Annotated in this window: 8 protein-coding genes and 1 other annotated feature; of the genes, 6 read left to right on the top strand and 2 right to left on the bottom strand. The window is 36.0% G+C overall.

Features of this window, described 5'->3' with window-relative positions; genetic code table 11:
* Window positions 1–93 precede the first annotated feature (93 nt).
* From CC92_RS0100590 to CC92_RS0100615, 5 genes are all read left to right on the top strand, one after another.
* Window positions 94–2259 (top strand): beta-glucosidase family protein, encoded by a 2166-nt coding sequence (locus tag CC92_RS0100590; RefSeq protein WP_029502330.1) that lies wholly within the window; start codon window positions 94–96, stop codon window positions 2257–2259.
* 145 nt (window positions 2260–2404) lie between these two features.
* On the top strand, window positions 2405–3001 hold the full coding sequence (locus CC92_RS0100595) for a hypothetical protein (protein ID WP_029502329.1): 597 nt from the start codon (window positions 2405–2407) through the stop codon (window positions 2999–3001).
* A gap of 396 nt (window positions 3002–3397) precedes the next feature.
* Window positions 3398–4873 carry a glutamate--tRNA ligase gene (gene gltX / locus CC92_RS0100600; RefSeq protein WP_029502328.1) on the top strand — a complete coding sequence of 492 codons (1476 nt, stop codon included), beginning with the start codon at window positions 3398–3400 and terminating at the stop codon, window positions 4871–4873.
* A gap of 353 nt (window positions 4874–5226) precedes the next feature.
* Entirely contained in the window at window positions 5227–7230 is a 2004-nt protein-coding gene (locus tag CC92_RS0100605; protein ID WP_029502327.1) for an ATP-dependent helicase, read from the top strand.
* A gap of 149 nt (window positions 7231–7379) precedes the next feature.
* Window positions 7380–7695, top strand: a binding site (T-box leader).
* Window positions 7696–7848: 153 nt separating this feature from the next.
* Complete coding sequence (locus CC92_RS0100615) at window positions 7849–9063, top strand: pyridoxal phosphate-dependent aminotransferase (protein ID WP_029502325.1); 1215 nt, start codon at window positions 7849–7851, stop codon at window positions 9061–9063.
* 112 nt (window positions 9064–9175) lie between these two features.
* On the opposite strand, the gene CC92_RS0100620 is transcribed toward CC92_RS0100615, so the two are convergent.
* Window positions 9176–9514: a DUF1292 domain-containing protein gene (locus CC92_RS0100620; protein ID WP_029502324.1), complete on the bottom strand. Its 339-nt coding sequence runs from the start codon at window positions 9512–9514 to the stop codon at window positions 9176–9178.
* Between the two features lie 279 nt (window positions 9515–9793).
* On the opposite strand from CC92_RS0100620, the gene CC92_RS0100625 reads away from it, so the two are divergent.
* Entirely contained in the window at window positions 9794–12292 is a 2499-nt protein-coding gene (locus CC92_RS0100625; protein WP_029502323.1) for an ATP-dependent DNA helicase, read from the top strand.
* Between the two features lie 269 nt (window positions 12293–12561).
* Here CC92_RS0100625 and CC92_RS0100630 read toward each other — a convergent pair whose 3' ends face one another.
* Window positions 12562–13479, bottom strand: coding sequence for a diacylglycerol/lipid kinase family protein (locus tag CC92_RS0100630; RefSeq protein WP_029502322.1), 918 nt, complete (start codon window positions 13477–13479; stop codon window positions 12562–12564).
* Window positions 13480–13722 lie beyond the last annotated feature (243 nt).

Consider the following 13722-nt stretch of genomic DNA (forward strand, 5'->3'; position numbering starts at 1 on the left):
AAGAAATAAATTTTCAGAAAAGAACAATACAGATGAGTACAATTAAGAAGATACAATGAAACAACAAATAAAATAGAAAAGGATTGTGATGTTTTGAAGAAGGTAAATGAAACGATAATCGAAAATTTATTAAGTCAGATGACCTTGGAAGAGAAGATAGGGTTAATTCATGGTAATGGCATCTTTCGTAGTGGTGGAGTAGAACGTCTTGGTATTCCTTCGTTAAAGATGTCGGATGGCCCTATGGGCGTTCGTAGAGAGATTAAAGACCAAAGATGGTTTCTTGCCTGCAATACGGACGATTACGTATCTTATCTTCCAAGTAACAGTGCAATCGCTGCAACATGGAATAAAGACCTTGCCTATACTTCGGGGCAGGTTCTTGGCAGCGAAGCGAGAGGTAGAGGGAAAGATATTATTTTGGCACCTGGAATTAATATTAAGCGAAGTCCTCTCTGCGGTAGAAATTTTGAATACATGAGCGAGGATCCAAAACTAATCGAAGAGTTAGCTAGCTCTATGATAAAAGGAATTCAAGATAATGATGTCGCAGCCTGCGTAAAACATTTCGCTGTTAATAATCAAGAAACAGACCGCTTAGCAGTTGATACCGATTTAGAGGACAGAGCTCTCTATGAAATTTATCTACCTGGGTTTAAGGCGGCGGTAAAAAATGGCGGCAGCTATTCCATTATGGGAGCATATAATAAATTCCGAGGGGAACAGTGTTGTGAAAATTCAGAACTTCTCGGAACTATCTTAAGAGAAGAATGGGGATATGATGGAGCTATTATATCTGATTGGGGTGGTGTCCATGACACCAAGGCTGCAGCTAATTCACCACTTGATATTGAGATGGATGTAAAGACGAATTTTGATAATTATTACATGGCAAAACCGCTACTAGAAGCCGTACATAAGGGAGAAATCTCAGAAGATCAGGTTGATAAAAAAGTAAGAAATATTTTGCGCCTCATGCTTCGTCTTAAAATGATCGGAGAAGAGTCAAAGCAAAGAAAATCAGGCACTTATAATACAATTTCACACCAACAAGAACTTCTTAAGGTTGCAAGGGAATCTATTATTTTGTTAAAAAATGAAGAAGATAGATTACCTTTAAAGAAAGAGATTACAAAATTAGCTGTAATTGGACGAAATGCAGACACCTTACATGCTGCTGGCGGTGGTAGCGCAGAAATCAAGGCACTCTATGAAATCTCACCATTACTAGGAATTCGTATGGAACTTGGCGGCAATACCGAGGTGACATATCATCCTGGTTATTATGTACCATTTCAAAAAGTTTTTGACGTGATTGGATGGCAGGAAACTAGTACTGATGTAAAGGCTGAGAGAGCAAAGCGAGAAGAAATCTGGCATGTATTAGAGCAAGAAAGTCAAGATAAAAGAGAAGCAGAAGAGAAACGTTTACGAGAAGAAGCTGTTCTACTTGCAAAAGAGACCGAGGAGGTTATTCTTATCGTAGGTTTGGATCATCATCACGATGTAGAAGGTAATGATCGCGTAAGTTATGAGTTACCATATGCACAAGAAAAATTAATCGAAGAAGTACTGAAAGTGAATCCAAATACAATCCTGGTTGTCTATGCAGGATCTCCAGTTTCTATGCAGAAATTCTCTGGCAAAGCAAAGGCAATTGTTTGGAGCTATTATAATGGTATGCAAGGTGGCAAAGCATTGGCTGAAGTATTGTTTGGTATGGTCAATCCATCGGGAAAGTTACCTGAGTCAATGCCAAAGGAACTAAATGATTGTCCTGCTCATAAATACGGGGAATTTGGTAGAGAAGGAAGCGTTTATTATAACGAAGGTATTATGGTTGGATATCGTTATTATGATACTGAGGATATCACCCCAGAATTTTGCTTTGGACATGGACTTTCTTATACAAGTTTCTCCTATCATGATTTAGAAGCAAGAGTAAATAAAGAAAAAGGTGTATTCCTTAGTTTTAGTATTAGGAATACGGGGAATGTAGCAGGGGCTGAGATAATTCAGGTTTATGTTTCTGATCCAGTTTGCAGTGTTAAGCGTCCTATACATGAATTAAAAGGATTTACAAAAGTATTTTTACAACCGGGAGAGGAAAAAGAGCTAATGATGGAGTTAAAGCCATCTGCGTTTACTTATTACTGTACTAAGAGTAAGAAGTTTGTATTGGAGGCAGGAGAGTTTATTATTGAGGTTGGTAGTTCTTCCAGAGATATTCGGATGAGTCAGACGGTAAAGATTGATTAGTTCATCCCAAAACTATGCCATGAACTCTTATGAAATGTCCTTACCAAAATCAAGGCAAAGCCAGTAGGGTTTCTACAGATTGTAATTGAAAGTATTTACATATTATGGTAAAATTAAGGAAAGAATAATAGTAAGGAGGTTCTATATGAAAGCTACGAATGCTATCGTACTACCTGCTTCAAAGGAAAAGTTTTATCTGCGCGGCAGTGTTATTTGTTCCATTCTTTCAGTTATACTTATGTTTTTACCATGGGTATCGGTATCCGGTAAGGAAGGAAAGTCGGGGTTTTTCTTTCTTTTCAATCTGGGAAGCTATATTGGGGAGGTAGTAGAATACACAGGAGAGAAGGCATTTGATTATACTGTATTACTTTTGTTTATTCCAGGACTTTTATTCTTAATTGGATTACCAGTACTACTAAGATTCTGGGTGTATGTAAAGAAGCAAAAGAGTAAAACTAACATTTTTATTGCTTGTAGGCGAACGATGCTGTATTTGATTGCCACTTCTTTAACAACAATTCTTTGCAATTTTATTATGTGGTATGTTGCGGTTAAGGAAATCCTATATGATTATAATCCAGTACAGCTAACAGTAGTTCCGTATCTGCTATTTATTATCTCTTGCCTTGGATATTTCCTATTTAATCTGCAATATTATCAGGAAGTTTTGGTAGCTGGAGGAAATACCTATTTCATTTTGCCAAAGAAATATGATAATGTTTCAAGTATGAATGATTAAAAAATCATTGAAAGAAACATTATGTAGTAAGAAAGTGTTACAATAAGTGGTTAGTTATATGCCGTTTGTAGCTTTCACGCAGCATAAAAGAAAGTAGAAAAAGCAGCATAAAAGATGGAAGAAGTATCACAAAAAATAAAAGAAGAAAAGTGGGGGCAAAATAAGTGAAAATCTTATTTTGCCCTTTTTTATGGGAGTAAAATAAGTAGATATCTTAAAAGACATTAAGGTGTAAAATTATTAGATGAAATGCAGGAAAAGGAAGTGTCTTATCACCTTGACAGGACATTTTGGATGGATTATAGTAATACATATTGAATCTTGGAATTCTAGAAAATGTACGAGATTAGTATGATTTTTGGAATACAAGAAATTTTAGAAAAGGCGGGATTACAGATGGCTAAGGTTAGAACCAGATTTGCACCAAGTCCAACAGGGCGTATGCATGTTGGTAATCTAAGAACTGCACTTTATGAGTATTTGATTGCAAAACATGAAGGTGGAGACTTTATATTAAGAATAGAGGATACGGATCAAGAACGTTTAGTAGAAGGTGCTACAGAAATTATATACCGTACCATTGCAAAGACTGGATTAATTCATGACGAGGGTCCAGATAAAGATAAGGGATTTGGCCCATACGTCCAAAGTGAGCGTCAGGCAACCGGAATCTACTTAAAGTATGCGAAAGAATTGATTGAAAAGGGAGAAGCTTATTATTGCTTCTGTTCCAAGGAGCGTCTAGAGACATTAAAGAGTGCTGTTGGTGAGGAAGATGGAGAGAGTAAAGAAATAACCAAGTATGATAAGCACTGCCTTCATTTAAGTAAGGATGAGATAGAAGCAAATTTAGCAGCTGGTATGCCATATGTAATTCGTCAGAATATGCCGACAGAAGGAACGACATCTTTTACGGATGCGATTTATGGAACGATTACTGTTGATAACTCGGAATTAGATGACATGATTCTAATTAAGTCCGATGGATTCCCAACTTATAATTTTGCTAATGTTATTGATGATCATTTGATGGAAATTACTCATGTTGTACGTGGGAATGAGTATCTATCTAGTACACCAAAATACACCAGATTGTATCAAGCTTTTGGCTGGGAAGAGCCAGTTTATATCCATTGTCCATTAATTACAAATGAGGAGCATCAAAAATTAAGTAAGAGAAGCGGACACTCTTCTTTTGAAGATTTAATTGAGCAGGGATTTGTTACGGAAGCGATTGTTAACTTTATTGCACTTCTTGGTTGGAGTTCCACAACAAATGAAGAAATATTCTCCTTAGAAGAGTTGGTACGCGAATTTGATTATACTCACATCAATAAGTCTCCTTCCGTTTTTGATATGAATAAACTTCGTTGGATGAACGGTGAGTATATTAAAAGAATGGATAGTGAGAAGTACTATGAATACGCACTTCCATATATTAAGAAGGTAGTTACAAAAGACTATGACCTTAAATTTATTGCTGATTTAGTCAAGACTAGAATTGAGACCTTCCTTGATATTGCTGATATGATTGATTTCTTTGAAGAGCTACCAGAGTACGACATTGCAATGTTCACTCATAAGAAGATGAAGACGGATTCTGTGAATTCTCTCAAGGTATTACAAGATGTTCTTCCAAGATTTGAAGAACTGAACGATTACTCTGTATCCTCAATTGAGGCATTATTAATGGGTTATATTGCGGAAAATGGAATTAAGAATGGGCAAGGCTTATGGCCAGTTCGTACTGCAGTATCCGGAAAACAGTCTACACCAGGTGGAGCATATGAAATTATGAATATCCTTGGGAAAGAGGAAAGCCTTAGAAGAATACGTGTTGCAATCGAAAAATTAAGTTCTTCCCTTTCCTAAAGGGAATACACTTCTTAAAGTGAAAAGATGAAAAAACAGTATTTTCCATGTTCAATATGCACAAGGAAGATGCTGTTTTTTTTCATCATACTCTACTAGGAGCCAGCTTTGTTCTATGGTATGATAGTATTAGTTAAAATAATGTGAAGCTAAAGATATTCTAATGTTAGGAAGACAGAATCTTAATAGGACAGAATTAATAAGACAGAATCTAAAAAAGATTAAATAACAATCAGGATACACAAAGATTAGCATTTTATATCTAGACAGGAAAAGTTGAAAAATAGGTATCTTAGTAATCCGTGATACAGATTTTTGAAGCACGAGAGTTAGCGCAGAAATAGAGGTTAGTTATGAAAACAGTGAATGAGGCGCAGGAGAGGGCAATAAAACATCATAAAGGGCCCATGCTTGTCTTGGCGGGACCAGGTTCTGGTAAAACCTTAGTGATAATTAAAAGAACGCAGCATCTTATCGAACAATATGGAATTGCACCAAATCATATCCTTGTTATCACATTTACCAAGGCGGCTGCTATGGAGATGCAGGATCGCTTTGAACGCTTAATGGGAGAAGGAAGATCAGGCGTTAATTTTGGAACCTTCCATGCAATATTTTTTAAGATATTACGATATGCTTATAATTACAGCGTTTCTAATATTATTACGGAAGAAGAGAGATACCGACTCCTACGTGACATTATACAATCGATGGAGCTTGAAATAGAGGATGAGAAAGAATTCCTAGAGGGTATTGGGTCAGAAATTAGTTTAGTCAAGGGTGAAAACATGGATATCTCTCATTACTATTCTATGAATTGCTCCGAAGAGACCTTTCAAGAAATATACAAGGAATATGAAAAGAAATTGCGGAATCAAAATAAGATTGATTTCGATGATATGTTACTCCTTTGCTACGAGTTATTATTAAAAAGGCCAGATATATTATCGCTATGGCAGCAGAAGTACCAATATATTCTTATCGATGAGTTTCAAGATATCAATCGGATTCAGTACGAAATCATCAAGATGCTTGCAAGACCTAAGAACAATTTATTTATTGTGGGTGATGACGATCAAAGTATCTATCGGTTTCGTGGTGCAAAGCCAGAGATTATGCTATCCTTTGAAGAAGAATATAAAGGAGCAAAAAAAGTTGTATTAAATAAAAACTACCGCTCAAAAGGGAATATTATTACAGGTGCGCTAAAAGTCGTTGGGAATAACAAAAAGAGATACCCGAAAGAGATACAATCTGTACATGAGCCGGGGAATGAGATTGATGTGAAATCTTTTTCGGATTTACAAGCGCAAAATCAAGCTATTCTTGAGGAGATTGATCGTTATCGTAAGATGGGGATGCGTTATTCTCAGATTGCAGTTTTATATCGAACAAACACTCAACCAGGAGCACTTGTAACAAAGCTAATGGAATATAATGTACCGTTTAAGATGAGAGATAATTTGCCCAATCTATATGAACACTGGATTGCTAAGGATCTGATTTGTTATATAAAGCTGTCTCTGGGAATCAGGGAACGGGGGCTTTTTTTACAGGTAATGAATCGGCCGAAGAGATATATTAGTAGAGAAGCGTTAGAGCAGACGGATGTGGACTTTAATACATTAAGAGAATTCTATATGGAAAAGCCTTATGTCGTAGAACGTATTGATAAATTAGTTTATGACTTAACGCTAATTCGAAGGACGAACCCCTATGCTGCGATTAACTATATCCGTAGGGCAATTGGTTATGATGATTACTTAAAAGAGTATGCAAACTTTCGTAGAATAAAGGTGGAGGAGCTCTATGACGTTCTATCAGAGCTTCAAGAAGAGGCAAGAGAATATAAAACGCATGAAGAATGGTTAAACCATATTGAAGATTATAAAGCAGGCTTAAAGGAGCAGGCAATGAAACAAAACCAAAAGGATGTGGATGGAGTGATATTAACTACATTTCATGCATCCAAGGGATTGGAATTTGATGTGGTAATTCTAATGGATGCCAATGAAGGAATTACACCTCATAAAAAAGCTGTGGTACCAGAGGATATGGAGGAAGAGAGAAGGATGTTTTACGTTGCGATGACCAGAGCAAAGAGCTATCTTCATATCTTCTATGCGAAACAACGCTATAATAAAGAACTATCTCCTTCTAGGTTTGTTGGGGAATTGCTTGTCAGCCCTATGGAACTAAAAGAGGGGATGAGGGTAAAGCATTCTATTTATGGGGAAGGAAGTATTAAGAAAATCGAAGAGAATAAGATAACCATTCATTTTGATAAGATATTTCTTCCAAAGGTACTCGATTTAGAATTTTGTATAAGAAATCAGATGATAAAATTGGATGATTAAGAGAAAATAAATCAGGGGTATCATCGTAATAAAGAGGTGGCTTTTAGAAGATGCTATTGATTGGATGATAAATTAATATGCCATTGATTGGATGATAAATTAATATTGACAATTTGATAATAAAAATATAATATTAAATACAATATTTTGAAAAGGCAGTGAAGAAAAGGAGTACATATTTTCTGAAACTTCAGAGAGAGAATGGAAGGTGCAAATTCTTGTGAAGAAATATGGAAGCAGTTTCTGAGCCATGAACCGAACAATTATAATATACAAGGAGCAAAATGGTGTATAAGGTTAACATCAGAAAGGTATATTATTGATTTAGTAGACTTCATCGGGAGTCCGTCCGTTATAGTGGATACAGTTTTCCTCTATAGGTTTTATATAGTGGTATGAACTGACATGAGAGCAGAGTTTTCTCTGAATATAGGTGGTAACACGGATTAATAATTCGCCCTATGCTGACTTTAGTTAGCATAGGGCTTTTTTAATTTATTTATAGGATATTGCGCTGCAATTATTCATAAATAAAAACCTCTATGGGGTTTGTAACTTGTTGTATTAAAAATGGAACTATATATTATTTTTACAATTATAATGAAAAGGAGATTTGTGATGAAAATTATTGGTAAAACAAAAAAGCTTGATAATGTTGCTTATGATGTTAGGGGACCTGTTGTTAATGAAGCGGAGAGAATGATTGAACAGGGGATAAAAATAATGAAGCTTAACATCGGTAATCCAGCACCATTTGGATTTGAAGCACCGAATGAAATAGTTCGGGATATGATGTCAAACTTGTATCAGTCAGAGGGGTATTCGGATTCGAAAGGTATTTTCTCTGCTAGAAAAGCTATTATGCAGTACTGTCAATTGAAGAATATCCCTAACGTCGGTATAAATGACATTTATACTGGTAACGGTGTGAGTGAAATGATTTCTATGTCAATGCAAGGACTTCTTGATAGTGGAGACGAAATACTTATTCCTTCACCGGACTATCCGCTTTGGACAGCTGCTGCAACGCTCGCCGGTGGGAAAGTGGTTCATTATGTATGTGATGAGCAGGCAGACTGGAACCCTGACATTGATGATATTAAGAAAAAAGTTACGGATAAAACAAAGGGAATAGTAATCATTAATCCAAATAATCCAACCGGTGCATTGTATCCAAAAGAAATTCTTCTACAAATCGTTGAAATAGCAAGAGAATATGAATTAATTATCTTCTCTGATGAAATATATGACAGAATGGTAATGGATGATAGGGAACATATTTCCATAGCATCCCTTGCACCTGATCTAATGACTGTTACATTTAATGGATTATCTAAGTCACATAGAATTGCAGGCTACAGAGCGGGTTGGATGTGTCTTAGTGGGAATAAGTCGAAAGCTCAAGGATATATTGAAGGGTTAAACATTCTATCATCCATGCGACTCTGCTCGAATGTTCCAGCACAGCAAATTATTCAGACAGCGCTTGGGGGATATCAAAGTTCCGATGAACTTTTATATCCAGGTGGGCGTATCTATGAGCAACGCGAATATATTACTGAGAGACTTAATAGCATTCCGGGTATTAGTGCAGTAAAGCCGAAAGCAGCATTTTATATCTTTCCCAAAATTGATACTAAGAAATATAATATCTTGGACGATGAAAAGTTCGTACTTGACTTTCTAAAGAAACAGCATATATTAATGGTTCATGGCAAGGGCTTTAATTGGAAAGAACCAGATCACTTTAGAATTGTATATTTACCAAGAGTGGAAGAATTAAAGATAGCAATGGATAAGCTAGAGATGTTTTTAAGTGGATATCGAGGGTAATTGTAAAGTGACATAAAAAAAGTGAGAGTTTCAAAACTGTGGAAGCGAATAGGCTTCCTATAGTCTTAACTCTCACTTTATAATAATTTGTCTGCTTTCGTGCAGGCTATTTTTAGTTTTGCTCTTCTTCCTCGTCCTCTTCGCCAAATAGTTCGTCGAATTCTTCGGAATCTAAAAACTCATCAAATGCTTCAGAAACAGCATCAAATTCTGCATCGTCTTCGATGGACTCTAATTCGATTTCATCCCCATTTTGAATGAATTCATATAAGAATACCTCACCGTCTTCCCCAGCATCTTCTGGAAGTAATGCAATGTATTGTTTCTCGCCGCATGGGAATACAGCTATAATATCGCAAACAATTTCGGTATCATCCTCTAATGTTAATGTTACTTGATCATGAAAAAATTCATCGCTGCTGCAGTTACAGTTATCGCCATGTTGATCCATATTCTATACCTCATTTCCTTAAATTGTGGATATTAAATTCCACCTTTTGACTATAACAGATTCAATGTAAAAAAGCAAGGCTCTACTTTGTAATAGAGGACCGAAACACTTGTTCTTTAATTTTCAGAATGCTATAATGAAAAGGATAGTTTACATAACCTGAGGAAGAATAAGATGAGGAATAATTTTCAGAATATCAGTAGAATATTAGAGAGTTTTTTTGATAGGATAAATTAGATAATAACTCATTGCATAGAACTAAAAGATGGGAGAAATCAAATGGGGGATACTGGTTTAAAATCAATAAAGATATCAGTTCGTAATCTAGTAGAATTCATCATGAAATCAGGAGATTTGGATAATAGTATAGGTAAGAGAGATCCAGATGCTATGCAAGAAGGTAGTAGACTACATCGAAAGATTCAACGAAAGATGGGATCTGAATATCAACCTGAAGTAGCACTCCGTGTAGTGGTTCCGGTATCACGAGATGATATTGACTTTGAGCTTATTATTGAAGGCAGGGCAGATGGAATTATTACAAAATTTGAGCCGGCAATTGAGGGTGAGACAAAGGAAAATACTACGGTGTCTGGGCAATTGGCTGTGGGTGGGACAGAGAAGATGATTACGGGACTTGAACCACCAAGTGACGGAGAAATAAAAGGAAAGAGTCATGTTATCATTGATGAGATAAAATGTGTCTATGCGGATATTAATCAGATATCTGAGATGATACCGGTTCATCGTGCACAAGCCTTGTGCTATGCCTATATCTATGCTAAGGAGAGAGGGTTACCTAAGATAGACATACAAATTACTTATTGCCATATTGAAACAGAGGCAGTCAGAATCCTATCGGAAGAACTTACGTTTGAGGAAGTATCAAGATGGTTTCAGAATCTGATTCAGGAATATTGCAAATGGGCAGCTTGGCAGATTAAATGGATGGATAGTAGAAATGAATCCATTAAACAGATAGAGTTCCCTTTTGAATATCGTCCTGGACAAAAAGATTTAGTAACAGGAGTTTACCGGACTATAATTCGAGATAAAAAGTTATTTATAGAAGCACCGACTGGTGTCGGAAAAACAATATCAACGGTTTTTCCCGCTGTTAAGGCGATGGGAGAAGGCTTTGTATCTAAAATATTTTATCTAACAGCTAAAACAATCACACGTACTGTAGCAGAGGATACTTATCAGTTACTATTAGCGCGAGGACTTTCCATGAAGCTCGTTACCATCACAGCAAAAGACAAGATCTGTATCCTTGACAAGCCAAATTGTAACCCGGCTGCATGTGAACGTGCCAAAGGGCATTATGATAGAGTAAATGATGCGGTTTTCGATTTGCTGACGAGTGAATCAAGAATATCAAGAGAGCTGATTGAAGTGTATGCTAAGAAGTATTGCGTCTGTCCATTTGAGATGTGCCTTGATGTGACCTTATGGGCAGATGGTATTATCTGTGATTATAACTATGCATTTGATCCAAATGTTTATTTAAGAAGATTTTTTGAGAATGACAAGAAACAGGATTATGTGTTCCTAATTGATGAAGCACACAATCTAGTTGACAGAGCTAGAGAAATGTACAGCGCTATGTTGTACAAAGAGGACTTTTTATCGGTTAAGGGTATATTAAAAGATAAATCAAGAACAATGGTCAAGAGACTGGAAGCCTGTAATGAGGTAATGCTAAGATTAAAGCGCGGTTGTGATGAAATAGAAGTATTAGAAGATGTCAATGATTTGGTACTTCCTCTTTTAAGACTGATGTCTGAATATGAAGAGTTTTTTAAGGAATATGGAGATTTTGATGGTAGAGAGGTTGTATCACAGTTGTTTTTTGATGTGAGAAATTTTCTAGCAATTCATGATATATTAGGAGAAGATTATCTGATCTATTCAGACTATGATGAGGGTGGAAAGTTTCGTGTAAAGCTCCTTTGCATGGATCCCTCAAAAAACTTATTAACTTGTTTAAATAAGGGTAAGAGTGCTATCTTTTTTTCTGCAACGTTATTACCAATTACGTACTATAAGGAACAGCTTGGCGGTACCGAAGAAGATTACGCTATCTATGCACCTTCCCCATTTGAAGTTTCCAAAAGATTGTTAATGATTGCAAAGGACGTTAGTACGAAGTATACAAGACGTGGTCAAGAAGAATATGAGAAGATTGTTTCCTACATCGAAGGCTTTGTAAATGCAAAGGTTGGAAATTACTTTGTATTCTTTCCGTCCTATCAGATGTTACAGCAAATTGCTGAGTTAAGTGAGGGCAGAATTCCTAATTTGCTATTACAAAAGACTAGTATGGGAGAACTTGAGAAGGAAGAGTTTTTGGCATCCTTTGAGGAAAGTCCAACGCACACTAAGGTTGGTTACTGTGTTATGGGAGGAATTTTTTCTGAGGGAATCGACTTAAAAAAAGACCGTTTGATTGGCGCGGTAATTGTTGGAACGGGATTACCGCAGGTCGGTAATGAGCGAGAATTATTCCGTGGGTATTATGATGATCGAAATGGAACAGGTTTTGACCATGCTTACCTTTATCCAGGAATTAATAAAGTACTTCAGTCCGCCGGTAGAGTGATTCGTACTGTTGAGGATAAAGGTGCAATCTTATTACTGGATGAACGTTTTTTAAATTCTCAATACAAAAATTTATTTCCAAGAGAATGGGAACAATACGATGTTGTAAATCAAGGGAGAATGCTAGAACTATTGGAGGAGTTTTGGAGCAGGAACGAAGTGGGCAGGGTAGAGTGAGAGTGAAAGAACAAAAAGAGAAAGAGATAAAAAGTAAAGAGATAAGTAAAGTTAAATAAGTTAGTTTTTCTTAATAGTATTCGTTTCTTTCATATTCATGGCAAGGAAAAGTACGCGAAGCGCGCTTTTCCTTGTTGTAGATTATTAGAAAATAACCTAACGGACTAAAATAAATCCTTATAAAGCTGTATTCAAATACAGTGTAACATTGTTTGTGGCATTATCAATAAAGCTCTTAAAAATAGGCTATTTCATAGGTAACTATTTTCCTATGTTATTATGCTAACTTGCTCCTTCGTACAGCTAAGTGTAATGTCTGTATGATATCCATGAACTTCGCCATCTGTATGAACAAATAACGGAGAGTTTGTATGAATGGATACAGAATCACAAGTAAGCATCTGAACACCTCTGATCTTTGTATGCTTACCAAAAATGATTGTTGGCATAAGAAACAACATTTTTATTTTCGATAAATTAGATACCATACAAATAGAAAGTTTTCGATCATCATCACTGGCATCAGGAGCCATCAAAAGACCGCCACCTTCACACTTATGTATCAGGGATGCCAAAAATATTAAGTTTTTTATTGAATAAGTGATACCATCTGCGATTACGGTAGCATCGGTTGGTTTAGTTGCAAAGATTTCTTTGATTGCAATTATGGTGTATGTTAATTTGCCAAGACCAAATTTATTCAAAACATTTTTAATTTTTGAGGTTAATGCAATATGACAAACGGAAGCATCGTAACCAATTCCTGAGCTTACAGAAAATCTTCTAGAGAACCCATCCTCAAATGTTACTTGTCCGTGGTCCACGACACGTATCTTCTTTGGGTTTAGTACCCTATCTAGTGCATTTTTTGGTTTTTTTGGTAATAATAATCCACGAGCAAGGTCGTTGCTGGAGCCCATTGGTACGTATCCAAGTAGAACATCCTCGTAATTGTCAATACCATTAATAACTTCATTAGCGGTTCCATCTCCACCAACAATTACGATTGTTTTTCTTTCGTTATCTCTTGCACAGATTTCTTTTGTGATCTGTGTTGCATGACCACGTCCGGTGGTAAAGTATTCTTGGTAATCTATCTGTTCGTTCTCTAAACGTTGTCTTAACCCAAGCCATAATTCTTTGGCTTTTCCAGTTTTGGAATGTGGGTTTATAATAAAGTGATACATTCGCGCTCCTTTTCATGCTAAGTTTCATTATAAAACTACAGCAAATTGGAAGATATATATGCTTATCTTATCTAATTTAATTCGGGATGTCAACAGAACTTTCCGCCAGTAATGGTAGAAACATGTTATAACAAAAACCAATGATATTTCGTTACTTTTATTAAAAAGAGGTGGAAGACATTGTAATTTTTAAAGATTACGGTATAATTATTAAAAACAAAACTTATAGTAATCTTATGAAGT

It is taken from the genome of Lachnoclostridium phytofermentans (assembly GCF_000733755.1).
Lineage (GTDB): Bacteria > Bacillota > Clostridia > Lachnospirales > Lachnospiraceae > Lachnoclostridium > Lachnoclostridium phytofermentans_A.

What these genes read in the sequence shown, in the direction of transcription:
- CC92_RS0100625 (WP_029502323.1), top strand. Translation starts at nt 9,794, where the DNA reads ATGGGGGATACTGGTTTAAAATCAATAAAGATATCAGTTCGTAATCTA.
- CC92_RS0100615 (WP_029502325.1), top strand. Translation starts at nt 7,849, where the DNA reads ATGAAAATTATTGGTAAAACAAAAAAGCTTGATAATGTTGCTTATGAT.
- CC92_RS0100620 (WP_029502324.1), bottom strand. Translation starts at nt 9,514, where the DNA reads ATGGATCAACATGGCGATAACTGTAACTGCAGCAGCGATGAATTTTTT.
- CC92_RS0100595 (WP_029502329.1), top strand. Translation starts at nt 2,405, where the DNA reads ATGAAAGCTACGAATGCTATCGTACTACCTGCTTCAAAGGAAAAGTTT.
- CC92_RS0100605 (WP_029502327.1), top strand. Translation starts at nt 5,227, where the DNA reads ATGAAAACAGTGAATGAGGCGCAGGAGAGGGCAATAAAACATCATAAA.
- CC92_RS0100630 (WP_029502322.1), bottom strand. Translation starts at nt 13,479, where the DNA reads ATGTATCACTTTATTATAAACCCACATTCCAAAACTGGAAAAGCCAAA.
- gltX (WP_029502328.1), top strand. Translation starts at nt 3,398, where the DNA reads ATGGCTAAGGTTAGAACCAGATTTGCACCAAGTCCAACAGGGCGTATG.